Genomic DNA, 26374 nt, shown 5'->3' with positions numbered 1-26374 from the left:
GAACCGGGTCAGGTTCGAAGGGTGCAGTCTCAGCCCCAGTCGTGGCAGTACGCCACGCCGGGACGCCCCCAGCAGCGGGTGCTCAAATGTCGAGTGCGGTGCCTGCCCATTCTGTGGATGATTCGAACGCGCCCCTCCTTTGCGTGGGGTCTTCAAAAGAGGGGGGCTTCAAAAGAAGACCGTCACGCCACCGTGGATCGCGCTACAGTGGCATGTTGCCGTGCTTCTTTCGCGGATTGTTGACGACCTTGTTTTCCAGCATGTCGAAGCCTCGGATGAGACGCTCGCGCGTTTCGCTGGGTTTGATGACATCGTCGACGTAGCCGTGCTCCGCCACCACGTAGGGGGTGGCGAAGCGGTCGCGGTACTGCTCCGTGAACTCCTCCTTCGCCGCTTCCGGGTCGTCCGCCGCGTCCAGCTCGTCGCGGTAGATGATCTCGACGGCGCTCTTCGGCCCCATCACGGCCACCTCGGCGGTGGGCCAGGCGAAGTTGAGGTCGCCGCCAATGTGCTTCGAGTTCATCACGTCGTAGGCCCCGCCGTACGCCTTGCGCGTGATGACGGTAACCCTGGGGACGGTGGCCTCGCAGAAGGCGTAGAGCAGCTTGGCCCCGTGCTTGATGATGCCGTTCCACTCCTGGTCGGTGCCGGGCAGGAAGCCGGGCACGTCCTCCAACACGAGCAGCGGTACGTTGAACGCGTCGCAGGTCCGCACAAAGCGGGCGCCCTTGATCGACGCGTCGATGTTGAGCGTGCCGGCCAGCACCGCCGGCTGGTTCGCGACGATGCCCACCGGGCGCCCCCCGATGCGCGAAAAGCCCGTGATCAGGTTCTCGCCGAAGTCGGGCTGGATCTCGAAGAAATCGTCGGCGTCGACGAGGTGCCGGATCACGTCGCGCATGTCGTAGGGCTTGTTCGGGTCCTCCGGCACCAGCGCGTCGAGGGCCGCCCCGTCGTGCGCATCCTCCACCTCCGCCCGCGGCACCCGCGGCGGGTCCTCCTCACAGTTCTGCGGCAGGTAGCCCACGAGCTCACGGATCCGTCGGAGGCAGTCCACGTCGTTCGCGCAGGTAAGATGACTCACGCCGCTCTTGGTGGCGTGGGTGCGCGCCCCACCCAGGTCGGCCGCCGTCACCTCCTCCTGTGTAACCGTCTTGACCACGTTGGGCCCGGTCACAAACATGTAGCTGGTGTCCTCCACCATGACCGTAAAGTCGGTGATGGCGGGGCTGTAGACCGCTCCCCCGGCGCACGGCCCCATGATCGCCGAAATCTGCGGGACGACACCGGAGGCCTCCGTGTTGAGCTTGAAGATGTCCGCGTAGCCGCCGAGCGACTTGACGCCCTCCTGGATGCGCGCCCCGCCAGAGTCGTTGAGGCCGATAACGGGCGCGCCGTTTTCGAGGGCCTTCTCCATCACGTTCACGATCTTGTCGGCGTGCGCCCGGCCCAGCGAGCCGCCGTAAACGGTAAAGTCCTGGCTGAAGACGTAGACGAGACGGCCATTGATGGTGCCGTAGCCGGTGACCACCCCATCACCTGGCGGGCGGTTCTCGTCGAGATCAAAGTGGGTCTCCTGGTGGCGGACGAACGTGCCCAGCTCCTCAAACGAGTCGTCGTCGAGCAGGATGTCGAGCCGCTCGCGGGCCGTCAGCTTGTCCTTGTCGTGCTGCCGCTCGATGCGTGCCTCCCCCCCTCCGGTTGCGGCCTCCTCGCGGCGGCGCTGCAGGGCCTCGTACAGCTCGCGATGGGCACGGGCGGCGTGTTCGGATGTACTCATGTTAGCACGGGGTTGCACTCGGGAAAACGCGATGGAGAACGGACGACCGGGATCGAGAGGATCGCGTCGGCGCCCGTTACTTCTTCGTTTCGTTCGTGGATGGGTACGGGGAGGCTTCTGCGTGTCGTCGGGGTGCACATTCAAGCAAAGGATACATCCTGCGCTCGTCGACCTCAAAAATTAGCACGTACGTTCTACCATGCAACCCCGTCAATTTCTTTCTTCGATGCGCCGCTGGGGGGCCGGCCTCGGCGTTGGCCTCCTCGCCGTTGCCCTCGTGGTTACCGGGTGCGACAGCGACGACAGTGGAATGGATGACTTCGATGACCCCAGCACCACCCTTACCCTCGCGCAGCGGGTCTCAAACCAGGACGCGCTGAGCACACTCAACACGGCCCTTGGCGTCACCGGCCAGGCCGAGACGCTCGGCAACGACGACGCGACCTTCACGGTCTTTGCCCCCTCGAACGCCGGCTTCGGCTCCTACGACGTCGACGCCCTTACCAGCAACGAAGACCTTCTGAGCTCCGTGCTCGGCTACCACGTCGTGCAGGGCGACGCGCTCACGGCGAGCGAGTTGGAAGATGGGCAGACCCTCACGACGGTGCAGGGCGACGAGCTTACGGTCCGCATCGACGACAGCACTATCTTCGTCGAGGGCGCGCGGGTGACCACGCCCGACGTGGAGGCGACGAACGGCGTGGCGCACGTCGTCGACGATGTCCTTCTCACCAACCGCACGGCCGCCGAGCGGCTGCAGTTCACAAACGCAACCGAGACGCTCTTCCAGGCCGTCGACGAGGGCACGGCCTCTACGCTCAACGATCCCGACCAAGACCTGACGATCTTCGCGCCGGTCAATGATGGATTCGAAGGCTTGGCCCTCGATGCCCTGACCGGAAGCGACCAGATCCTGAGTCGCGTCCTGGACTACCATGTCATCTCCGATCAGCGCCTCGGATCCGGCGACCTTCCAACAAGCGGCGAGACCCCCGCGACGCTCGAAGGCGGGACAATCGCGGTTGGGGAGGCCGACGACGGAACGCCGACCGTAAACGGCATTCCGGTGAGCACGACTGACATTCAGGCGAAAAACGCGGTCATCCACTTGATCGACGGCGTGCTCCTGGAGCGCCTAGACGTGGTCCAGCGTGCCACCGTCACGAGCGCCCTCAGCACGCTCGCCACAGGGGTGAGCGGGGCCGGTCTCGCCAGTCGCCTGAAGGGCGACGGGCCGTTTACGGTCTTCGCACCGACGAACGACGCGTTCGACCAGTACAACACGGACGCGCTGGTCGGCGAAAACCGGCCGCAGGGCCTCCTGGAGCGCATCCTGAAGTACCACGTCATCCCGGGACAGGCCCTCGCCTCCGGAGACCTCTCCGAGGGAGAAAGTCCGGGAACGCTTGAGAGCGGGACCCTCACGATCGGCCTCGACGACGGCGTCACCCTGAATGGACGCGTGACGGTCACCACCGCCGACATCCAAGTCCGAAACGGTGTGGTCCATCTGCTCGACGACGTGCTCCTGCGACGAACCAATGTTGTGCAGCGGGCCACGGTGGCCCCCGGCTTCAACATCCTGGTGGACCTGGTCGGTCAGGCGGGTCTCGCGGGCAACCTGAGCAAGGAGGACGCTGCCCTCACCGTCTTCGCACCGACGGACGACGCGTTCCTCGCCGCCCTCGATGCGAACGACAATGGCGAGATCGACGACGACGAGGTGCCCGCCAACGCCAAGGAGCTCCTGGAGTATCACGTCGGCGACGGCGTCTTCTACGCCGCCGACCAGCCGACCGCCCCCTCCGGCACAATGATTCCCGATGGGCAGGACACCGACGTGGCGACGCTCGAAGGGTCAAACATTCTCGTCCGGCGTGACGGCAGTAGCGTCACGCTAAACCCCGAAAACAAGGCGGCGAGCGTGGCGGCCCCGGACGTGGATGTCACGAACGGCGTGATCCACGGCATCGACACTGTCCTGCAGATTCCGTCGGGCAATTAGCTTTCCCGAGGAGGCCGGGCCCGCACCGCGAAGACGCCGTGCCGGTTCAGACCTTCCGTAGCAACGCCGGGCCCCTTCCTTAACACGGAAGTGGGCCCCGCGTATTTTGGGGTCCTTCGGGACCGGGGCCCGATGGGGTCGTGACCTTCTGATACCGGATGCCGAAAATCGGCATGCACATGCGCAAGAACGCCGCTTCGATCCTGAAGGAATTGGCGCCTCGGAGTCCCCGAGAGCAAGACGCCCGGAAGGCGGGCAAGACATGCTTCGTAGCAGCCGATGCCAACTGTTTCTAGTCTTCACTTTTTCTTCTCAAAAACAGAAACGCATACGCTGGGTGCTTCCGTTGTGATCTGTGTCTCTTGAGTGTTGTGTGGCACCGTAGACGAAAACACTCTGAATGGGCCGGGGACAGTCACATGGTAGAGGATTCTCTTCGCATCCGGTCTCTCCAAGAGCCAGGCGCTGTGTGTCGTGGCCGCTTTTCAACCGATGGACGATGCTGCTGCACACGACTCGTCACGCGAGTCCAGTCTCCAGCGGGATGTGGCTTCGACGGAGCCTTCCCTCGACGCTCTGTGCACCCGCCTCGCAAATGGCGACGCGGAGGCGTTCGAGACGATTTTTCGGCGCCTGTCGGAGCCTATCTTCCGGTACGTGTGCGGAATGGTGTCGGACGAGTCTCTGGCCCACGACCTCACGCAGGACACATTTGCCAAGCTGTGGACGGCCCGCGACCGGATGACCTCGGTTGGCTCACTCCGCGCATACGTCTTTCGGATGGCCCGCAACCGCGTGTACAACCAGCAGCGGGACGCCCAAACGCGCCGCAAAAACCGGGATCAGCTGCGGAAGGCGCCCCCACATGGATCCCCCCCGGCCCCGGACCGGGCCCTCGACGCCAATCTCCTCCGGGACCGTCTCCGGGAATGGATCGACGAGCTTCCCAATCGACAACGGGAGGCCCTCACGCTCCGGCGCCAACAGGACCTAAGCCACGACACGATTGCGGACCTCATGGACATCGCCCCGAGCACCGTCAACAACCACATCACCCGGGCCCTGAAGCACCTCCGGGAGCGCCTCCGCGAACATCGTTCTGACCCGCACTCCTAATTTCTTTCTCCTGCTTTTTTCGCTCGTCCCGCGAGCCCATGGACCACAACATGCCCCCCCTTCCCCCAGACCTCCGCCCGCCCGATGCGGATGCGGCACGGGACTACGAGCGGATCTGGACGGCCCTCTACCGAACCGACGCGGCACAAGCCTCCGAGTACGACGTGGACGCCGCCTGGGCCGACCTGGCCGATCGGCTTGACCTCGCCCCCCTCCCCGACCCGGTGGAGGATCGGCGGAACGAACGCACGGCCCGCCCGCCTCATGAGAAAGACGACGCTCGCTCGTCGCGCTACGTCCGCACCCTGGCAACCGCAGTGCTCGTGGTGTGTGCCGTGGCGGCGGGGTGGTGGTGGCAACAGCCCGTCTCGGTCACGACGGCGGCGGGCGAGCAGACGACGGTCACCCTCCCGGACGGGTCGACCGCAGAGGTCAACAGCGCCACCAGGCTTTCCTACCGTCGAGGGTTTCAGTCTCTTCCGTGGGTGCCCGCTTCGAGGCGGCGCGTGCGGCTGACCGGAGAGGCCTTCTTCGACGTTGACGAGGCGGACCGTCCCTTTCACGTCGTCACGCCCAACGCCCGCATCGAGGTCCTGGGCACAACGTTCGGCGTGCGTGCACGAACCGCCGACGATCGTTCCGAAACGACCGTCACTCTCTCGTCGGGACGGGTGCGCTTGACGCCGACGACCGCGACCTCCGCCACTTCGGAGGTCACCCTCTCCGAAGCGGGAGACAGGAGCCGGGTCGTGGAGGAGCAGGGGCCCACCTCGCCGGAGACCGTTGACCTCAAGTACGTACGGGCGTGGCGGAACGGAGGGTTTGCCATCCGGAACGCCGCACTGCCCACCGTTCTTGATGAACTCGAACGCCGGTTCGGCGTGCCTCTTTCGCTCCGCGTGGCCCCCTCCGAAACGGCCCCCATGACGCTGCACTACGCAGCAGAGGCCCAGATCGAAGAGGTGCTCCGCGACATCTGCGTGATTCAGGGCCTCTCGTATCGCGAAACGAGCCAGGGATACGAACTCGTCCGCGACGACTAACAGCATGCGCTCTTCTCTCTACGAGCCCCTCCACAGGCTCCTCTTACGGACCGTGTTCGGCGTGGCCGGTGTGGTGCTGCTCTTCTGCACGGGCCCGTCCCCGGGCCACGCCCAGTCCACCGAAGACAACTCGGGGGAATACACGATGACACTGCGCGACGTGTCCCTCGAAACGGCCCTGCAGCGGCTCGTGGCACACACGGGCATCGACCTCGCCTACTCCACCGCACTCGTGGAAGGCCGCCGCGTCTACTGTCAGCGGCGCGACGCCCCGGTAGAGGCCCTGCTCCGGTGTCTACTGACCGGAACGGGCGTCGACTACCTCCGCACCGCCAGCGGCAGCTACCTCCTCGTCGAGTCTCCGGAGACCCCGCCCGCAACCGGACGCATCGCCGGGACGGTCGTGGACGCCGCCACGGGCGAGCCGCTGCCCAGCGCCAACGTCCTGCTGGCCGACGCGGAGTCCGGCACTGCAACCAACGACGCCGGACAGTTCACCGTGGCCCCCGTGCGAACCGGACTCCACCGCCTCGTGGTAACCTACGTCGGCTACACCCGGGCCGTCGACAGCGTGCGCGTGCCCCCCAACGGCCGAGACACGATCCGCGTGGCCCTCACCCGCGACGTTTTGGAAACGACCCCGATCGTCATCGACGGCCTTCAGCAACGCCTTCCCTCCGCTGGGCTCGGGGCCGCCACGGTCGACGCGGCCGCCCTTCGGCAGCCGTCGGGGCAGGGGACCCCCGAGGTGCTGCGGCAGGTGGGACGGCGAGTCGGAGTCTCGGTCAACCGTCCCCTCGCGGAGGTGCATGTGCAGGGGGGAAACAGCGGCGAGCACGTCACGCTTCTGGACGGAGTTCCGGTCCGAAAGCCCGTCAGTGTGGGACGGCTTCTCAGCGCCTTCAGCCCGCAGGCCCTGGAGCGCATAACGGTGCACAAGGCGGGCTTTGGGGCGTCGCACGGCAGCTACACCGCCGGCGTGCTGGGGGCCTCTCACGACCTGTCCCGGTCGACGGCCCGGTACGCCACTGCCACCGCCGATCCGGTCAGCGTCAACGGCCGCGTCGACACGGAATGGGGCAGCGCAGACGGCCGGAGCGGGCACGCCATGGGGGCGGGCCGCACGAGCGTGTGGGACCTTCACCGTGCTGCGTCTCTCCACACGCTTCTGAACGCCCGAACGACCCTCGACCGCCCCCTCACTCCCACCTGGACCGACGCTCCTCTGCCGGAGGCCTCCGCCCCCCTCTCGCAGAGTCAGGCCCCGCGTGTGCAGTTTTCGGACGTACACGGGGCCGTGCAGCAGTCGATCTCCCCGTTTGAGCAGGTGTCCGTGTCGGGCTATCATGGGCGTACGCGCCTGAGCACCGACGTGGCCACCGTCGTAGCCGACGGCGCGGATCGGACCCGCTTTCTGCTCTCGGAGAACCACTACGACTGGACCAACACGGCCCTCCAGGGCCGCTACGAGTGGATGGCAAGCAGCCGCGTGACCGGCTCGGCCCAGGTGTGGGGCAGCCGGCACGACGCCCACACCTTCTACGGCTTTCGGGACTCCACCCGACGCACCTCTCCGGACGCTTCGCCCCCATCGTTTGCTCCCCGCGCCGGCGCCCACGCCACGGAGGGCAATTCGGTGGCCGAGTGGGGAGGGCGCTTCGCGATGGACGCAAGTCTGTCGTCCAGCACGCGCCTCCGGGCGGCCGTTTCTCCACAGCGCCTGCGCGGGGAGTTTCGCGTGCGCAACCGGTACCTGGGCGTACTGTCCCACGAAACGGCGGCCTGGCAAATCGGCAGCTACGTGGAGGCCGAAACCACCCCCGGCCTTCACCTCACAGCCACCGCCGGCGCACGCCTCACGTACGTGCCTGCCCAACACGGCGTCTATGCCGAGCCCCGCCTTTCCCTTCGCTACGACCGGGCGGACACCCCGCTGGGCGACCTGGCGGTCCGCCTGGCGGGGGGCCTCTATCGGCAGTACGTGATGCAGTCGGAACTGAGCAGCACGGGCCCTACGTCTGTCGTGCCGTCGGTTCAGTTCTGGCTTCCGCTCGACCGGAGCGTCGCGCCCCCTCGGGCCTATCACACCGCCGGCAGCCTCCTTCTGACCCCTATGCCCGGCTGGACCGCCCGCCTCGAAACGTATCACAAATGGCAGCCGCGCACCCTTCACGTCGACTACGCCGGGCTGGTGCATTCCCCTAGCGATGGGGCCCCGCTCCCGCGGCGGTCGCTCGACGACCAATCTGCGTTCATGGCGTCCGGGCAAGGGCGCTCCTACGGGGTCGCCTTTCATCTGCAGCGCGACGGGGAGCGCGTGTCGGCACAGGCGAGCGCGGCCTGGAGCCGCACCACCCGTCGCTACCCAGGCCGATTTGATGGCCGGTCGGTCCCAGCCCCATGGTCCCAGCCGGTCCGCCTCACCACCGACCTCGACGTGTCGCTTGTCGACGGATTTGAGGCCCACGCCCACTGGCAGGGCACCTGGGACCGCCCGTGGGCCCTGCGGCGCGCCTACTACGACTACCTCGCCCGCACAGAGGACCCGCAGGATTTTGCCCCGTACGACCTTAGCCGCCCCGGCGATCAGGTCCTCGCTCCATTCTCACGGGTTGACCTCGGCCTCACAGCAAAGACGACCCTCCGATCACTCACAGCAGAGGCTCGGCTCAACCTCGTGAACGTGTTCGACCGCCACAACACATTCGATTGGAGCCTCGCCCCCGCCGGCTCTCGATCAGCCCCCGTCCGGCGCACCCTGCCCGGACGCCGTGTATCGCTCCTGCTGGAACTGCACTATTGACCCCGAGGGCATTCCAGGAGACCCCACAGGGTCCCGTTACGGGCGACAGCAACGCCCCGGCACGCCAGCGGGGCACCAGAATCCTTGGCAGCGTCCGGGTCGTTGCCCTCCACTCGGCCCCGGCATGATCTTCGGTCTTACGGGTCCCTCGTGGGGGTTTCCAATGAGCCCTCCCCTCTTCCAATGGGCCTTGCAGAAAGCCTTTCTCCGTTTTTCGCCCCGAAACGGCCCATCCTACTGCGGCCTGCCAGACAGTGGACGGAAATTTGCGGAGGCAAAATGTCCTCTCGCCTACGTGTTTTCCCTATTGGTTGTAGCCATGTTGGACCGACTCCCCTCGTCTTTCGTCAACCACATCGAATTGTGGCTCAGTGGCCTGGGCCTCGTCTTGATTTTCGGCATTCCCGCCATCGCCGGGGGAACGGGCCTCGTCCTCTGGCGCCTGATTGCATTGATCGCCGTGGGGGTCGGCGTCGTACACGGGTTCATCTTCTGGACGGTACGACGGCGGCAACGGCAGGCGCGTCGGCAGTCGATTCGCGAGATCCAGCAGATGCTCTCCGACGTGCTCAAAAACAAGCTCGCCGCCATCAACATGTACCTGCCCGAGGAGACGGACCAGGAGCTCGTCGAGCAGGAGCTGACCGGCATCCGCACCTCCATCGAGGACATTGCCAACGAGGTCGAACACCTCTCAGAAGAGAGTCTTGAGGGGTGGAAGGAGCACTACAGCGACGCGATTGACCGGACGACAGATCTGTAGGTGCGGATTGCAACGTTGCACCGTGGACTGCACAAGCACGGACGCCCCAGGCTTCTTCCATGACCGGTGCCACTCCCCTGGCCTCGTGCACAGGATGCTTTTCGACGTGAAGGCGGGGATGGGGCGGGAGGCCTCGTCTCGCCAGAGTGCAGACGAGCCCACGTCCCCCTTACTCCAGTCCCTCGTGCCTCTGCCGGTCCTGCTCCGTCGCCGGCTCTAAGATCACCGCCTGCCCTCCGCCGCGCGCCAGGTTCGCCTCGATCACGTCCTCATGGGTCACCAGCCCACGGCGGACGCGGTAGGCATGGGGGGTGTCCTCGTAGTCCGTGTCCGGCGTGTCTTCGAAGACGTGGGCCACGTAGGCCTTTCCCGCGTCCAGAAAACCAAGCGGAACGTTCAGGGTGCGGGCCTCAGCGTTCGTCGTGGTGCCCACGTACCATTCGTTGCTGTTCTTTTTTCGGCGGGCGATGGTAGTGTATTCCCCAATGCGGGCCTGGAGGACGTGGCTCTCCGCCCAGTCCGCCGGCACACGCTCGATGAACTCGACCGCGTCGTGCCCCTCGTAGTTTTCAACGAGGTCGGCCGCCATCTGCAGGGGGCTGTAGAGCACGACCATGTTGGCCAACTGCTTCGAGAGGGTCGTGAGCACGCGGTGGTCCGGCATCGTCTCCTCCGGCGTGAGGTTGAACACCCCGGGCGTGTAGTCGAGGGGACCGGCCAGCATGCGCGTGAAGGGCAGGGTGACGGTGTGGGACGGCGGATTGGGCTCGGCCCATGCGTTGTACTCCATGCCGCGAACGCCCTCTCGGGTCATCATGTTGGGCCAGGTGCGCTCGATGCCGGTGCCCATCACCGGCTCGTGCACGTCGAGCACAATCTCGTGCTCGGCAGCCGTCTTCACGACCCGCCGGTAGTGGTTGACCATCTGTTGGCCGTGGTGATGCACGCCCTCGGGCCGGATGGGGCCTGCGTAGCCGGTCTTGATGGCCGGCACCCCCACCGAGTCGTACAGCGCGAAGGCCTCGTCCATCTGCTGCTCGTAGGCGGGTACGTCGCCCCCGGTTTCGTGGTGGCCGATGAGCGCGACGCCCTTTTCCTCGCCGTAGTCCACGATCTCCTGGAGATCGAAGTCGGGGTAGGACTCGGTAAAGTCGAACTCGTCGCCCCCAAGCCAGGTCTCCCATCCCGTATTCCATCCTTCCACGAGCACCCCGTCGATGTCGTGCTCGGCGGCGAAGTCCATGTACCGCTTCGTCCGCTCGGTGGTGGCGCCGTGGGTGCCCTTCTGTCCCCACGAGTACTTGTCAATGTGCATGCCCCACCAGATGCCCACGTACGTCATCGGAGCGATCCAGGAGGGATCTTCGATCTTGGACGGTTCGTTGAGGTTCTGCAGGAGATGCGACTCGACGAGCGCGCCGGGCCGGTCGGCCACCTGAATCACGCGCCAGGGCGTCTGGTGGGGCACGCTGGCCTTCACCTTCACGCCGTCGGGCCAGGGCACGAGGGTAGTGTGGAGCGTGGTGGCCGTCTCCGAGTCGGCCCGCAGCGTCATGCTCGAATAGTCGGTGAGAGCGGCCTCGTGGAGGGCAAGGTATCGGCTCTCGTCCGGGCTGCGCAGCGTGAGCGGCGGGTTGACGGTCCCGGGGGCCGCTTCTTTCTCACTCGTGTCGGGCGCGCCCCCGTCTGCCTCTTCGAGATACGAGTTATAACTGATCGCGGCGGCGCTGTCGCGAATAGCACTCAGTGGGGTCTCGCGGTAGACCCACTCGTAATTGTCGTGGTCATCCGGAATCCACCAGGCGGTGTGGTCCGCTGTGAGGCGAAACTGCGTGTCCTCCGACGCAATGCGGAGCGTGTCGAGATTGGGCTGCTCGGGCCAGCGGTAGCGGAACGCCACCCCGTCGTCGTACGCCCGCAGGACGAGGGTCAGCCGCCGTTCTGGACCATTCGCCTCCCGCAGCCGAATTGTGCGCTCGGCGAAGTGGTTGCGCACGGTGTCCTGCGTGCCCCAGACCGGCGTCCACGAGGCCTCCACCGTGCGCTGCGTCGTCTCTACCACCTCAAACCCGTCGCGCAGGGGCGGGCCGTTGTTCAGCTCGAAGCCGAGGGGAGAGGGCGCCACCAACGACTCACCGTCCGCCTCCACGTGGTAGTGGGGACGCCCGTCGCGTAGCTCCACGCCAATGGTGAGGGTGCTGTCGGGGGAAGTCACAATCATGTGCTCGTTGGAGGAACAGGCGGGCAGGAACAGTGCGAGTGCGGCGACAATGCTGACAGCAAGGCCGAACGAGAAGCGGAAGGCCATTACGGCAGGTACGGACAATGAGAGTATGGGACGAGCTCCCTTCGGGCGCAATGTTGACGACTGATGACGGGATTTTCTGATGCGCCACCGATCAGGATACGACGTGCAGCGAGGAACCCCCAAAGGCCCGCGTCAGAGTGGGCGCTCGTTCACGGACCTGTTTCGGTCGTTGTTGTGCCGTAACGCCCCCATCGACGAGACAACGGAATCTGTCCTTTGTTGTCTCGTCGCTCCTCTTTCCGATGTACGACTGCTGCCCCCACGACCTCACGGAACTCGAATCTACAGAGGCCCTCCTGCGGCACATCGAGCACGAGCGCTCTCTGAAAAACACCGCCGTGCAGGGCGTCGACCTTACCGCTGCGGACGCCGAGGCGACCCTGACCTCTGTGTCGGCCGAAGATGCGTGCTTCCTCGGCTGCACCCTCTCCGACGCCGCCGAGGAGCACGTGCGTGAAACCGGGGGGACAGTCTTTCCCGGCTTTGTGGGCGTGCCCTTTCGCCCGTACCGGTCGTCGCTGTACACCCCCGCCGAATTGATGGACGGCTACGAGCGGGGCCACCCCGAGACACGCGACGAGACCACCGACGCCCGCATCTACCGGTACTTCAAAGACCGGAAGCGCGACGGGCGCGACGCACCCGTGATGGACGCTCTCGCCTTTCGCATCCACGACCACGCCGTCGACAATGCGCTGCGCGACCTCTTGGCCCCCGGCGAGGGGGCCGAGCGGCGGGTGGTCGGCATCATGGGCGGCCACCAGCTCGACCGGGACGCCTCCCTCTACCGACAGGTGGCCCGACTGGCCTGGCGCCTGACGCGGGCCGGCTTCTTCGTCGCGACGGGGGGAGGGCCCGGCGCCATGGAAGCGGCCAACCTGGGCGCCGCCCTGGCCCCCCACGAGTCCGAGGCGCTCGACGACGCCGTTGACTGCCTCGCCGCCGCCCCCCACTACGAGGACGACGCCTACCTCGACCGCGCCTACGACGTCCGCGAGCGCTACCCCGACCGCGCAGAGAGCCTCGCCGTGCCCACCTGGTTTTACGGCCACGAGCCGTCCAATCTCTTCTCTACGCACGTGGCCAAATACTTTGCGAACAGCATCCGGGAGGACGGCCTGCTCGCCATCGCCACGTACGGGATCGTATACGCCCCCGGCAGCGCCGGCACGATCCAGGAGGTGTTCATGGACGCGGCCCAGAACCACTACGAGACCGTCGGCCCCGCCAGCCCCATGATTTTCCTCGACCGGACGTACTGGACCGAGACAAAGCCGGTGTATCCGCTCGTGGAGACCTTGGCCACGGGAACTCCCTACCAGAACTGCCTCACGCTCACCGACGACGTGGACACGGCCGTCTCGCGCATCGAGGAGTACGCTCCACCCCGAAGGACGTAGCTCTTCACCGTGCAGGTCGTCGGAACTGGGCACGTCCCTCTTTCATCATCGCGACGTTCTCGCGGAGCCTGAACCGGCCCGGCTCCGTTCTCGCCGCTTCCAGACCTCACGGGGGTTCTGGGCACCTCGCTCCGCCGTGCCCCCCGTCTCGTTCCCAGGGCCTCACGTCGACGGCCCCAGGGGATGCCGGGACAGGCTTGGACTTCCCTGTGCCAACGGGTACGGTTACAAAGACGAGGCCGAGAAGACATCAGCTCACGTGCGCGAGAAACGTCTTTAGGAGAGCGGAGGGAACGGCGGAAACGCCCTCGGCACGGCAACTCGTCTCTCACGTGTTCTCCCCTCCACTGACAACCCTTCTCGTCGTTCGCGCGCAAAGCAAAGTCGCGCGCAAGAAGGGGAGTGACACTATGGAAAGATGCCCATCTGGTCGTAGGAGCTCGCAATCTTGTCGATGGCACTGACGAAGGCCGCCGTGCGCATGTCGATGTCTTTCTTCTCACGGATGGCCCGGATCTCATCGTAGGCGTGACTCATCGTGTCCTCGAGCCCCGAGTGCACAAGGTCCCGCTCACCCGCCCCGAAGCCGACTTGTTCGATGAGCGTCTCCATGAGGTCCTCGTTGAAGTCTTCCGCGGTCAGTTCGTCGATGGCCCGGAGGATGCGCTCGGCGTTGCGCTCCTCGAAGCGGCGACTCATGCGCCCGTGCCGCACGTGCGAGAGGTTGCGGAGCCATTCGAAGTACGACACCGTAACGCCGCCCGCGTTGAGGTAGACGTCCGGAAGGATCATAATATTCTTCTCTTGAAGAATCTCGTCGGCCTCCGTGGTCACGGGGCCGTTGGCCGCCTCCGCAACGATGCTCGCCTGGATGTCCGGGGCGTTGTCGGCGGTAATCACCCCCTCCAGCGCCGCCGGGATGAGGATGTCGCAGGGAAGTTCGAGCGCCTCCGCGGAGGTCTCAATGTTTTCGGCGCCGGGGAAGCCAAGGATGGACTCCGTCTCCTCGCGGTGGGCGACCACGTCGTCCACGTCGAGGCCGTCCGGGTCATAGATGGCCCCTTCAATTTCGGCGATGCCGACGATGTCCGCCCCGCCCTTCTCCAGGAACCGGGCGGCGTGGTAGCCGACGTTGCCGAGTCCCTGGATGACGATGTTCTTCCCCTCCAGGCCCGGCTCCAAGCCGAGGCGATTCATGTCTTTCAGATACTCGCACGCCTCTCGGATGCCGTAGTAGACGCCACGCCCGGTGGCCTCGGTCCGGCCCCGCACGCCGCCCTGCCCCACCGGCTTGCCGGTCACGCACGCCAGGGCGTTGAGGTCTTCGTCGCCAATCTGGTTGTACGTGTCCATGATCCACGCCATCTCCTGCGACCCCGTGCCGTAGTCGGGCGCCGGCACATCCGTCCCCGGCCCGATGAAGTTCTTGCGCTCGAGCTCAAAGGTGTACCGGCGCGTGATGCGCTGCAGCTCTGTCGTTGAGTAGTTGCGGGCGTCAATGCATACGCCCCCTTTCGCCCCCCCGAACGGGACGTCCACGATGGCGCACTTGTAGCTCATGAGCGCCGAGAGGGCCATCACCTCGTCCACGTTCACACTGGGGGCGTAGCGGATGCCGCCCTTCGTGGGCTGCATGTGATGGCTGTGCTCTCCTCGGTAGCCCCGAATGACCTGGATACTGCCGTCGTCCCGCTCGATGGGAAACTCGAACCGGACGATGTTGTCACAGGCCCGAATCTGGTGGAGCACACCGCGTGGGTGGTCCGTTTGGGCCGCCGCTTCATCAAACATTTGGTTGACCTCGCCGAAGAAGCCGTCGGACGATTCAGCGTGGGCGTTGGGTTGCGAGGATGAGGTGGACATGGAGGACAGAAGGGACGGCCTGTGAAAGGAGACGCGGTGCACATATAAAAATGAGAACTGTCCCAAACCGCAAGCACTTCCACGTCCGTTCGCTGCGAAATTTCTTCGGAGGCTCTGTGTCTTTTGCCTCGGCAGTGCCCTCCAGCGGGGGGACGGGACACGCCTGCGGCTCGCCAGTAACATGCGTGGCCATTTTGCATTGTTCTCTCCAGGTCGCGCCCCTCAACCTTCCGGCCTTCGCGGTCGGGACGCCCGGGTGCGACTGATCGAAGGCATTCGCTAGGCTCTCTTCCCCGGACGCTCCGGGTTCGCGGTTTTCTCGTCGATTCCTTCAGGCCGTGCCTGAATCCATTCTTCTCAGCATCACCGTCGTCGTCGTGCTGGGCATTGGGGCCCAGTGGGCCGCGTGGCGGTTTCGGCTGCCCTCCATCCTGCTGCTGCTGCTGGTGGGCTTCCTCGCCGGCCCAGTACTGGGCGTGCTCGACCCCCAGTCCCTTCGGGGCGACTGGTTGTTTGCGTTCGTGTCTCTGTCGATCGGCATTATCCTATTCGAAGGGGGACTGAGCCTCCAGTTGTCCGAGCTGCGCGAGGTGGGCAGTACGGTCCTGAACCTCATTACGATCGGGGTCCTTACGACGTGGGGCCTCGGCGCAGCCGCAGCCCATTACATCCTCGAGTTCGAGGTGGGCCTGGCGGTCCTCATCGGGGCCATTCTCACGGTGACGGGGCCGACTGTCGTCGTTCCCCTCTTGCGGCACGTTCGGCCCAAGGGACGGGTCAATACCGTTGCCAAGTGGGAGGGCATTACGATTGACCCAGTGGGGGCCATCCTGGCCGTGCTGGTGCTCGAGACCCTGATTCTGCTCAACGACCCCCAGCGGGCAGGAGCCGGCACGGCTGCCGCCGCCGAGCACGTGGCCATCGGCATCGGCCTCGAAATTTTCGTGGCTCTGGGCATCAGCGTGGTCGCTACCATTCTGCTCGTGGTGATCCTGCGGCGGCGCATGGTGCCCGATTTCCTCCGGAATGCCGTGACACTAATGGTGGTGGTCGTGGCGTTCGTCGTCGCCAACGTGCTCCAGCACGAGTCCGGCCTCCTGGCCACCACGCTCATGGGCATCGCTCTGGCCAACCAGCCCTACGTGTCCGTCCAACGCATCATCGAGTTCAAGGAAAACCTCCAGGTGCTGCTCATTGGATCCCTCTTCGTGCTTCTCAGCGCGCGGCTGGAGCTGAGCGCCCTGGAGTACATCGACCTGCGGGTGCTCGTCTTCTTGGGCATCCTGGTGGTGCTCGTGCGGCCCCTCGCCGTCTTCTTGTCTTCGTTCGGGTCGAACCTGGACTGGGAGGAGAAGGCGTTCCTCTCGTGGCTCGCCCCCCGCGGCATCGTGGCCGCCGCCGTGGCCTCTCTGTTCGCGTACCAGCTGCGCCCCTTCTACCCGGAGGCGATCGACGGCATGGTGCCAATTATCTTTGCGGTCATCGTAGGGACGGTGGCCATCTACGGCCTCACGCTCTCGCCCCTCGCCCGGTGGCTCAACCTGGCCGAGCCCAACCCAAACGGACTCCTGTTTGTCGGCGCGGCGCCCTGGGCACGCACGGTGGCCCAGCATGTGCAGGAGCTCGGCCATTCCGTCCTGCTTCTCGACAACAACCCGGACCACGTCCACGCCGCCCGCGAGGCGGGCCTGCCCGCTCACCAGGGCAACGCCCTGTCGGAAAACATCCTGGACGAGATTAGCCTCAGCGGGATCGGGCACCTACTCATTACGATCCCGAACGACGAGGTGGCCTCCCTCACGGCCCTCCACTTCTCCGAGGTGTTCGAGTCGACCGACATCTACCAGCTGGCGGCCCAGCCCGACAGCCGCCACGGGGGCGAGGGTGTGATGCCAGGGCACCTCCGCGGCCGCCCTCTCTTCGGAGAGAACACCAGCTACCAGTCGCTCAGGGCGCACGTCCAGCGGGGCGACCGAATCGAGGTCCTCTCGCTGGTCGACGAGGACACCGATGAGGCCCAGGAGTACTACACCTACGACGACCTGTCGGCCACGTACGAGGACGCGACCGTCATTCCCCTCTTCATCCTTCGCGGGGGCGAGACGCTGGAGATCGTGTCCGAGACGAGCCAGTTCCAACTGCGCCCCGACGATCAGTTCATCGCCCTCGTGGGGACGGAGGATGATGTCCGCGATCAGGATCACAAGACCCCCGAGGTGGACCGGGTGGCCAAGCACGAGGGACCGGCCCTGGAGAAGGCCCCCACTGACGCAAGCGATGGGGCTTCGTAGAGCCCGTTTCGTGGAAGACATTTCGAACCACCCCTCAGCACGCATGTACGAGGCCTGCGGTGTTTGCCCGACAGGAGACCGAGCCCTCGGTAGTGACCGATGTGGTGGATGCGGTGCGCCGTCACGTGCCCGATCTCCTCGCGGCCCAGGCCATACAGGGCGGCAAGTGCCCGACGGAGCTCGCCGAGTTCACGATGTCTCCCGAAGAGCCACCTCGAGTCCGGCGGACACTCCGCGGCCGCTCGATTCCGATCGCCATTTGTTCTGCTGTCCCGCTCGCTCTTCAAGATGAAGCCTGATCTCGATACGCTCCAACGCTCCGCCGAGGCCGACCAACAGGAGGTCGTCGCATCGGGAAAACCGGGGGGACTGGGGATGTTCGGGGGCGTCTTTACCCCGTCGATCCTCACGATCCTCGGTGTCATCATGTACCTCCGGTTCGGGTGGGTGGTGGGCAATGCCGGGCTGCTCGGCACGCTGCTCATCGTCACCATCTCGACAGGCATCACCTTCCTGACGGCCCTGTCGATCGCGGCGATTGCCACCGATCAGCGCGTGCGGGTGGGCGGGGCGTACTACATGATCAGCCGGTCGCTCGGAATCGAAATCGGCGGGGCCGTGGGCATCCCCCTCTACATCGCGCAGGGGCTCTCGGTGGCGCTCTATACGGTGGGGTTTGCGGAGAGCATGGTGAACGCCTTTCCGGCACTCCAGACCCTGAGCGTCTTGGGCCTCTCCGGCATTCAGATGGTGGGGATCGTGATTACCATCCTGGTCGCGGTGCTGGCACTGGGGTCTCCGAATGTCGCCATCAAGGCGCAGTACTTCATCCTCGCGGCCATCGTCGTGTCCCTCGTGTCGCTGGTGGCGGGGCGCCCGGTGGAGCCGTCCGACATTCAGATGTGGGGGGCGACGGGCGACACCCAGGCCGCCGGCTTCTGGGAGGTCTTTGCCGTCTTCTTCCCGGCCGTGACCGGCATCATGGCGGGCGTCAACCTGTCCGGCGACCTCGAAGACCCCAACACGGCCATTCCGTGGGGCACCTTCGGGGCGGTGGGCGTGGGGTATCTCGTGTACATGGCACTGCCCCTTCTGCTGGGCCTGTGGGCCAACTCCGCGACGCTAATCGAGGACACGCTCATCATGCGCCGCATGGCGTGGTGGGGCGACGCCATTCTGCTGGGCGTGTGGGGGGCGACGCTCTCCAGCGCCATCGGCTCGATCCTGGGGGCGCCGCGCGTGCTGCAGGCCCTGGCGCTCGACGGGGTGCTGCCCAGCTCCCTGAAATGGCTGGGGAAGGGAGCCGGCGAAGAGAACATCCCGCGGAGCGGCACCGTCCTCACGCTGGGGCTCGCGCTGGGGGCGGTGATGACGGGCAACCTCAACGCGATTGCGCCGGTCCTCACGATGTTCTTTCTCACCACCTACGCGGTCCTGAACGTGGCGGCCGGCGTGGAGACCTTTCTGGACAGTCCCTCCTTCCGGCCCGAGTTCAAGGTGCACTGGTCCCTCTCGCTTCTGGGGGCGGCGGGCTGTACAGCGGTCATGTTTCTCATCAACTGGTGGGCCACGCTGATCGCCATCGTGTTCGTGGGCGTCGTGTTTGCCTGGCTGCAGCGCCGCAGCCTGCGCACCGCCTGGGGCGACGTGCGGCAGGGCCTCTGGATGAGCCTGACCCGGGCGGGCCTGCTTCACCTCAACGCCAACCAGGACCCCAAAAACTGGCGGCCCCACATTCTCGTCCTCTCGGGGGCGCCCCGGCGGCGCTGGCCCGTCATCGAGCTGGCGAGTGCCCTCACACACAACCAGGCACTCATGACGGTGGGCACAGTGCTCCGGCCGAGCGAGGCGTCGGACTTTGAGAAGCAGCAGGAGGCCGAAGCAACCCTCCGCGAGTACCTCAGCAGCCGGGGGGTGCAGAGCCTCGTCCGCACCACGACCGCCGAGGACCCGTTTGCAGGCGGCGAGCGGCTGATCGAGGACTACGGGCTCGGCGTACTGAAGCCCAATACCATCATGCTCGGGGACACGGAGGACTCGACCCATCACCAGAGGTTTTGCACGCTCATCGAGCATCTGTACGCGGCCCACCGCAACGTCGTCGTGCTGCGCGGCCGGGAACAGGGGTTCGGGGATCGGGCGCGCATCGACGTGTGGTGGAGCGGACTGAAGGGCAACGGCGGGCTCATGAAGATCCTCGCCTACCTGCTCCAGACGAGCCTTGAGTGGCAGGGCGCCCAGGTGCGGGTCAACGTCGTGGCGACCGACACCGAGGAAGCCGAGGAGCGGCGCCGAACGGTGGCCCCGATTCTGGACCAACTGCGGACGGGCGCCACACTGAACGTAATTGAGGCGGGCGGGCGCGTCTTCGACGAGATTGTGCACGACACCTCCGCCGACGCCGACATTGTCTTTCTCGGCATGGCGACGCCGGAGGAGGAAGAGGACTATGCGTCGTACTACACCCGCCTGCTTGAGCGGACCGCGGGCCTGCCGCCGACTGTGTTCGTGCTGGCCGCCGAGGACATCTCGTTCCGCGAAGTCCTGGCCTGACCGTGTGGGGATGCCAGAGGCATCGGAACACACAACTCCCGCCAGAAAACGGCCTGCAATCAACAATTGCCCTCGCGCTCTTTTCGTGGGTTCCAGATTGAAACGATCGATTTCGTCCAGTCTAGACGGGTGCGGGGAAGGCCGAGCATCGGAGCGTTGTCCTCTCCAGCCCCTTCTCCGCCAGCGTCTTCGGAGCCCCGCATGTTTCTCTCCCGACCAGAATGGGATAGCGCGAACGCCTGGGTGCTGCCCGCGCTAGCCATCGGCACGGGGACGAGGACGTGAATGCCGCCGAACAGACGACGCAGGCCCGGGCGTCTTGGCGGCAACGAGGTACGCTCGGCCTCAGCACGTCCCTGCCAGAGATGCGGCGAGGGCTGGACGCTCTGGTTACAGGGGTGGTGTAGGCTGAGAGCCCGACAGTGAGGAGCTCAGTGGAAGAACTGTTCTTCGAAGCGCTGCACCCCCTCGTCCGTACCCACCACGACGAGCTCGTCGCCCTCCTCAAACGCGTGTGCCTCCGGGTCGAGCGACGTGATCACGTCCCCCTCGCGGACCGCCGCAACGACGGTACACCCCGTACGGGCCCGCACATCCTCCCCTGCGAGCGTGCACCCGGCCAGACGCCCCGCCGGAAGGCGCACCACGTCAATCTTCGTCCGGAACGAGAGCACCTCTTCTCGATCGAGGACGGTCGCGGCCATCATGCGCCCACTGATGGCCGCAAGCGACTGAACGTAGTCCGCCCCGGCTCGGTAGATCTTCCGCTCATTTTCCTCTTCGTTCGCGCGGGCAACGATGTGGGCCCCGGGGTTGGCGTCCCGCGCGATGAGCGTGGCAAACAGCGTGGTCGTGTCGTCATCGAGGTCGATGATGATGGCGTCGGCCGCCCCGGCACGTGCCTTCTCGTACACCTCGGGATCGCGGGCGTCTCCCACAATGTCCACGTCCAGGCGATCCTTCGCGTCGATGATGGTGAGCCGGGCCTCCGTATCTGCCAGTACGTCGACGGCGGCCTGTCCGGACTGGCCGTACCCGATGACAACGACACGCTGCCGCTTCCGCAGCTGAAGCGTCGAGCTGTCTTCCCGCCTGAGCGCCTGGATGCGCCCCGGCGCCCCGGACACGAGGAGACGCGCCCGGCAACTGATGGTGGTTTCCGGGCCGACGGGGCTCTCGAACGTACCACCGAACCACGCGCCAATCACGTCAATCCCGAAGCGCTCGCGCAGCCGCAGCTGGCCGATCGTTTGGCCGCAGAGCGGGCTCCCCGTCTCGATGTCGAGCTCGGCGACCTCCAGGTCCTCGCCGATTCCAATCGTCGCGCCTTCCGCCATCGGGAGGAGGAACGGAATCTCTCCGGCCAGTCCTCGGCCCAGTAGCTGGCGCGGGGAGAGGACATGGTCGGTCCCCGCCATGCGGTGGTAGGATTCGAGCGCCTTGTCCTCAATGACGGCCACGGTCTGAATCTCCTCGCTGATCTCCCGCGCCGAGAGGATCACGCTCGTGTCCACCTCGTCCCGCCCATCGACCACCAGCGCGGAGGCAGCGCGGAGATCGACCCGCTCGAGGGCGGATACCGACTCCGGATCGCCATAGGCGACTGAGTACCCATCGGCGTGCAGGGCCTTGGCCTTTTCGCGGCGCGGCTCGAGGAGCACGTAGCTCCGGCCTTGGGCCTCCAGCTCGCCGATCAGTGCCTCGATGCGGGACGTGTGGGGCGCGAGCACGATGTGGCCGGCCTCGGAGAACGTCTCCGGCGGGCGCTGCTCGAAGGCCTCCCGCAGCACCGGGACGGCAAACAGCGGAATGGCGAGGAAGACAAACAGCACCCCCGTCAGGTTCATGAAGAGAACCAGCGCGTTCATCTGCGGGCTCGACCAGGGCGCGTGGCTCCCAAACCCCGCCGTCGTGACCGCCTCGATCACCACCTGCAGCGCCTGAACGAAGAGCACCGATTGGCCTTCATGCACCCCCATGCCCCACTGGTAGACGAGGGCATACGACAGGAGGATCGTTCCCACGATGCCCACCGCTCTCAGGACGCGTCGCTGCCAGTCGCTCATGCGCTCGTCGGGTTGGCCTCATCCCCGGCGGCAAATCTCCAGCCTGGCGGATCTGAGAAATGAAAAAGCCTAGTTTGTCTGAAGCGAGCAGCCGTTCCCTTCGATGACGACGGGCCGTGCCAGACCGTCCCCCTGCGGACCCACGGTCATTTTTCCCTATGCCGCGGACGAGCCGATCTACGAACCGAAGGAAATGTATGAGTCTTGAATGTCTTTGGGAAATAATGGTGCCCTCGCGTACAAGAGTGGCAAGCCGGCCGCGGCGTGGATGCAAGACCAAGGCCTCGACCCAAGTCGTCTCGAACTCGACGCCACGATGGTCGACGTGTCCATCATTGTTGTTCGGAACCCGGCCAAAAACGTCAACGCTGCCGGACAGTTACTGTAAATGGGATCCGTCAAGAAAAGGAAAGCACTGGGTTGACTGTTGGCCTCTTGTCCCTAAAAAGGGGCCCTCGTATCCGTGCGTTCCATTGATCCGTCGTTCATTTCGGTGTCGACCGGTTCCATCTATGAAAACGATCAGTACCCATCTTTCCTACTTCCTAAAGGACCGGGAGGTCAAGCGCAACCTGTCGATCCTGCTGCGCTACGTCGCCGTGCTCGTCGCGGTCATCGCCGTCTTTACGGTGGTCTTCCACTTCATCATGCTGTACGTGGAGGGAAAGGAGCACTCCTGGATCACGGGTCTCTACTGGACGCTGACCGTGATGAGCACGCTCGGGTTCGGGGACATTACGTTCCAGTCGGACATCGGGCGCCTCTTCAGCGTGTTCGTCCTGATGTCCGGCATCGTGATGCTGCTGATCGTGCTGCCGTTCGCGTTCATTCGCTTCTTCTACGCCCCGTGGCTGGAGTCGCAGATCCGCAACCGGGCCCCGCGGTCGCTGCCGGCCGATGCCTCCGACCACGTCATTCTCACGAACTACGATCCCATTGCGAGGGGGGTGGTGCGACGGCTGGAGCGAGACGAAATCCCGTACGTCGTGCTGGAGCCGGATCCTACCACCGCGGCGAACCTGCAGATGGACGGCGTTCGGGTTGTGACGGGAGACATCGACGATAAGGAGACGTACGAGGCGGTGCGGGCCGACCGGGCTCAGTTCATGCTCGCCAACCACGACGACCAGACGAACACAAACATTACGCTCACGGTGCGCGAGGTGGCGCCGGAGGTGCCGGTCGCGGCCCTCGTCGGCCACGAAAACTCGCAGGACATTCTGGAGCTGAGCGGGGCCACGCAGGTACTTCCGATCAAGCGGTGGCTGGGCGAGCAGCTGGCCACCCGCATCACCGCGGAGTACGGCGAGGTGCACCCGATTGGCCAGTACCGCGACCTGCGCTTTGCGGAGCTGCCGGTCCAACACACCTCGCTCGAACACCAGACGATTCGGGAGGCTCGAATTCGCGAGCAGACGGGCGCGACCGTAGTTGGCCTCTGGGAGCGGGGCTCCCTACAGCCGGTGCGGCCGAACACGCCCCTCGCCCCGACGAGTGTACTGGTGGTGACGGGCACGACGGAGCAGCTCCGGGCCCTAAACCGAATGGTCGTATCCGACGACACCCACACCGAGCCGGTCGTCGTCATCGGCGGCGGACGGGTGGGTGGCGCCGCCGTGCAGGCCCTCCACAAGCGCGGCGTGCCCGTGCACCTCGTCGAGCAGAAGCGGGCACGCTGCAAGGTCCTTCGCCCCTACTGCGCGGAGGTGTTCTGTGGGGACGCGGCCGAGTACGCCCTTCTGGAAGAGGCGGGGATCGAGACGGCCCCGTCCGTGTTGCTCACGACTCACGACGACGCAATCAACATCCACCTCGCCTCGTACTGCCGCCGCCTCAACTCCGAGATGCGCGTGGTAAGCCGCATCACCCACGAGCGCAACCTGGAGGCCATCCACCGCGCCGGGGCCGACTTTGTCCTCAGCTACGCGACGCTGGGCATCGACGCAGTCTACGCGGCGCTGCGGGGACGACGCCTCGTGGTGCTCGGGGAGGGGGTCGACCTCTTCACGCAGGCCGTGCCGCCCTCACTGGCGGGGACAACACTGGCGGGAAGCCACATTGGAGAACAGACCGGCCTTAACGTGGTGGCCCTCGAGCACAACGACACCTTCAAGACAAACCTTGGCGGCGACACACCCCTGTCTTCAGACAACCATCTGGTCCTCATCGGATCCGACGACCAGATGGAGACGTTCGTTGAGCACTACGAGTGACCGCCCAGGACAACTCCCTCTCCCTCTTTTTCGTATCCCCAGACCCTCATGGCCGAGCAAGCAGGCTTTGAACGAAACGTGGGCCTCTTCATGGCCGTGATGATCGGCATCGGGGCCATGATGGGGCCGGGCGTCTTTGCGCTGCCCAGCGAGGTGGCCGGGTCGGTGGGGCCGCTCGGCATCATTGCGTACCTGCTGATGGGCGGGCTCACGCTCTTCACGGCACTCAGCTACAGCGAGCTCGGCGCCGCCATCCCGATTGCGGGGGGCGGCTACTCGTTCGTGAGCCGCACTCTGCCGGATCCAGTGGCCTTCCTCACCGGCTGGTTCTTCTGGATCGGCAACACGCTAGCCTGCTCGCTCTACGCCGTCATCTTTGCGCTCACGATCAAGAACTACTTCTTTTCCGAGCTCAGCGTGGTGCTCGTGGTGGTGGCCACGACGGTGGTGTTCACCGCCTCCAACTACCGCGGCCAGGCCGAGGCGCTGCAGGTGATCACGGTCATGAACATCGTCGAGCTCATCATCCTCATCGGCGTGGGCGTGCTCGGCGTCCTGCAGGTGGAACCGGCGAACCTGGAGCCGTTCGCGCCGATGGGCCTCGGCCCGCTGTTGCCCACGATGGCGTTCATCTACATCTCGTACGTGGGCTTCGACCTTATTACGGTCGCCGCCGAGGAGATCATCGAGCCGGCGAAAAATATCCCGCGGGCCATCCTCATCACCCTCGGCGTGGGCGTAGGCATCTACATCCTGCTCCTCTACGTGATGATGGGGGCCGTAAACTACACGGAGCTGGCACAGACGGGCACGCCATTTATTTTCATCGCGGACGTTCTGTTTGGGACGTGGGGCCGCTGGGCGGGCGTGCTGGCGACCATCATGGCGAGCCTCTCGGCCTTCAGCGTGACGCTGGGCGCCAGTGCGCGGGTCCTCTTCGCGCTCGGGCGGGACGGGTACGTGCCCGATGTCCTCGCACGGCTGCACCCCACGCACAACACGCCGCACATCGCGCTCTTCGTCTGCGCCGGCATCGTCGCGCTCCTCGGCGCCTCCGGCATCGTGCGGCTCCTGGCGTCGGCCAGCAGCTTCGGCTACCTGATCGCCATCGGCGTCGTGAACTACGCGGTGATCGCGCTGCACCAGAAGATGCCGGCCCTGCGGCGGCCGTTCAAGATTGCGCTCTACCCCACCGTGCCGATCCTGGGCATGATCGCATGCTGGTTCTTCGTGCCCCTGCTGGAGGTACAGAGCCTGCTGCTGGGAAGCGGACTCACGGCCGTCGGCGGCGCGCTCTACCTCATTCAGCCGAGCAACCGCCCGGACTTCAGCGGACTTCCGGCCGCGATTCACCGACTCAACCTTCTCGTTCAAGCATACTGGAGGCCTGACATGAACGTACTGATTATTGGCGGTGGCAACCAGGGCAGCAACATTGCCGACCGGCTCCTCAAGCAAGACGAGTTCCGAATGGTCTTTCGCTCCTCGGAGTATCAGATCACCTTCATCGAACAGGACGAGGCGCGCTGTGAAGAGCTGGAGCATCGCTACAACGTCCCCATCTTCCAGGGCGACGGCACCAAGCAGGAGATTCTTGAGCAGGTGGAGCCCCGCAAGATGGACGTGGCCATCGCCGCCACGAACAGCGACGAGCGGAATGCCATCGTGGCCCTGCAGGCCAGGCGGATGGGCATCGATCGGGTCATCGCCATCGCCCGCGACCCGGACTACGTTTCCTTGATGGAAGACAGCGGCATCACCTGCATCAGCGCGCCCTACGCGACGTCCGCCATGGTCGAGAACTATCTGGATCGCCCCGAGGTGGCCGACCTCTTCGAGATCGAATCGGGCGTGGCCAGCCTGATCGACCTGGAAGTCCCCGACGGCGGAACGGTCATCGAGCGGAAAATTCAAGACATCGACATTCCGGAGCAGTGTGTGGTGGCCGCCATCATTCGGGAGGACAAGTTCGTTGTGCCACGGGGGCAGACCGAGGTGTGCGGAGGCGATCACATCGTGCTCGTCGGCCCCAGCGACGCGGTGCAGACGGCCCACGACATCTTTTCGGCACAGACGGAGACGGAACTGTCGACGTGACCGGCCCACGGTTGCATCTCCCAACGCATGTGGGCGACGCACATCCAGGCCCGCCCGACGGAGGAGCCCATTC

General features: G+C 65.5%; 16 protein-coding genes. 12 read left to right on the top strand and 4 right to left on the bottom strand.

Annotated elements, in window-relative coordinates; all coding sequences use genetic code 11:
- Nucleotides 1-202: 202 nt before the first annotated feature.
- Entirely contained in the window at nt 203-1780 is a 1578-nt protein-coding gene (locus tag B7R93_RS09450) for an acyl-CoA carboxylase subunit beta (RefSeq protein ID WP_103020508.1), read from the bottom strand.
- 199 nt (nt 1781-1979) lie between these two features.
- On the opposite strand from B7R93_RS09450, the gene B7R93_RS09445 reads away from it, so the two are divergent.
- From B7R93_RS09445 to B7R93_RS09425, 5 genes are all read left to right on the top strand, one after another.
- Nucleotides 1980-3785 carry a fasciclin domain-containing protein gene (locus B7R93_RS09445; RefSeq protein ID WP_103020507.1) on the top strand — a complete coding sequence of 602 codons (1806 nt, stop codon included), beginning with the start codon at nt 1980-1982 and terminating at the stop codon, nt 3783-3785.
- 492 nt (nt 3786-4277) lie between these two features.
- A complete protein-coding gene (locus B7R93_RS09440) occupies nt 4278-4901 on the top strand; it encodes an RNA polymerase sigma factor (protein WP_103020506.1) in 624 nt (207 codons plus the stop codon).
- A 50-nt stretch (nt 4902-4951) separates the two neighbouring features.
- A complete protein-coding gene (locus B7R93_RS09435; RefSeq protein ID WP_232798256.1) occupies nt 4952-5944 on the top strand; it encodes a FecR family protein in 993 nt (330 codons plus the stop codon).
- 4 nt (nt 5945-5948) lie between these two features.
- A complete protein-coding gene (locus tag B7R93_RS09430) occupies nt 5949-8747 on the top strand; it encodes a TonB-dependent receptor (RefSeq protein ID WP_103020504.1) in 2799 nt (932 codons plus the stop codon).
- Between the two features lie 319 nt (nt 8748-9066).
- On the top strand, nt 9067-9510 hold the full coding sequence (locus B7R93_RS09425) for a hypothetical protein (RefSeq protein ID WP_232798254.1): 444 nt from the start codon (nt 9067-9069) through the stop codon (nt 9508-9510).
- A gap of 169 nt (nt 9511-9679) precedes the next feature.
- On the opposite strand, the gene B7R93_RS09420 is transcribed toward B7R93_RS09425, so the two are convergent.
- Nucleotides 9680-11731 (bottom strand): glycoside hydrolase family 97 protein, encoded by a 2052-nt coding sequence (locus B7R93_RS09420; RefSeq protein ID WP_232798253.1) that lies wholly within the window; start codon nt 11729-11731, stop codon nt 9680-9682.
- A 329-nt stretch (nt 11732-12060) separates the two neighbouring features.
- Between B7R93_RS09420 and B7R93_RS09415 the strand changes: the two genes are divergently transcribed.
- On the top strand, nt 12061-13218 hold the full coding sequence (locus B7R93_RS09415; RefSeq protein WP_103020502.1) for an LOG family protein: 1158 nt from the start codon (nt 12061-12063) through the stop codon (nt 13216-13218).
- 408 nt (nt 13219-13626) lie between these two features.
- Here the strand turns inward: B7R93_RS09415 and B7R93_RS09410 are convergent, their stop codons facing one another.
- Nucleotides 13627-15081, bottom strand: a complete 1455-nt coding sequence (locus B7R93_RS09410) for a Glu/Leu/Phe/Val family dehydrogenase (RefSeq protein ID WP_103020501.1) — start codon at nt 15079-15081, stop codon at nt 13627-13629.
- 338 nt (nt 15082-15419) lie between these two features.
- Between B7R93_RS09410 and B7R93_RS09405 the strand changes: the two genes are divergently transcribed.
- Genes B7R93_RS09405 through B7R93_RS09395 form a run of 3 tightly spaced genes read left to right on the top strand, consistent with a single transcriptional unit; the run spans nt 15420 to nt 19925 of the window.
- Complete coding sequence (locus B7R93_RS09405) at nt 15420-17372, top strand: cation:proton antiporter (protein ID WP_232798252.1); 1953 nt, start codon at nt 15420-15422, stop codon at nt 17370-17372.
- Nucleotides 17373-17431: 59 nt separating this feature from the next.
- On the top strand, nt 17432-17671 hold the full coding sequence (locus B7R93_RS09400; RefSeq protein WP_103020500.1) for a hypothetical protein: 240 nt from the start codon (nt 17432-17434) through the stop codon (nt 17669-17671).
- A complete protein-coding gene (locus tag B7R93_RS09395) occupies nt 17661-19925 on the top strand; it encodes an APC family permease (RefSeq protein ID WP_103020499.1) in 2265 nt (754 codons plus the stop codon). The genes B7R93_RS09400 and B7R93_RS09395 overlap by 11 nt, the downstream gene beginning before the upstream one ends.
- Before the next feature lie 431 nt (nt 19926-20356).
- Here B7R93_RS09395 and B7R93_RS09390 read toward each other — a convergent pair whose 3' ends face one another.
- Entirely contained in the window at nt 20357-21991 is a 1635-nt protein-coding gene (locus B7R93_RS09390; RefSeq protein WP_103020498.1) for a potassium channel family protein, read from the bottom strand.
- A gap of 208 nt (nt 21992-22199) precedes the next feature.
- Between B7R93_RS09390 and B7R93_RS15520 the strand changes: the two genes are divergently transcribed.
- The 3 genes from B7R93_RS15520 to B7R93_RS09380 all read left to right on the top strand — a co-directional run bounded on the left by B7R93_RS15520 (nt 22200) and on the right by B7R93_RS09380 (nt 26301).
- Nucleotides 22200-22379 carry a hypothetical protein gene (locus B7R93_RS15520; protein ID WP_198598633.1) on the top strand — a complete coding sequence of 60 codons (180 nt, stop codon included), beginning with the start codon at nt 22200-22202 and terminating at the stop codon, nt 22377-22379.
- Nucleotides 22380-22503: 124 nt separating this feature from the next.
- The gene (locus B7R93_RS09385; protein ID WP_198598632.1) at nt 22504-24204 is read left to right on the top strand and encodes a potassium channel family protein; all 1701 of its coding nucleotides are present in this window, start codon (nt 22504-22506) and stop codon (nt 24202-24204) included.
- Between the two features lie 48 nt (nt 24205-24252).
- Complete coding sequence (locus B7R93_RS09380) at nt 24253-26301, top strand: amino acid permease (protein WP_103020496.1); 2049 nt, start codon at nt 24253-24255, stop codon at nt 26299-26301.
- The last annotated feature ends 73 nt before the right edge of the window (nt 26302-26374 follow it).

This window comes from Salinibacter altiplanensis, assembly GCF_002894645.1.
Taxonomy (GTDB): domain Bacteria; phylum Bacteroidota; class Rhodothermia; order Rhodothermales; family Salinibacteraceae; genus Salinibacter; species Salinibacter altiplanensis.
This window is presented reverse-complemented; position numbering and strand designations above follow the sequence as displayed.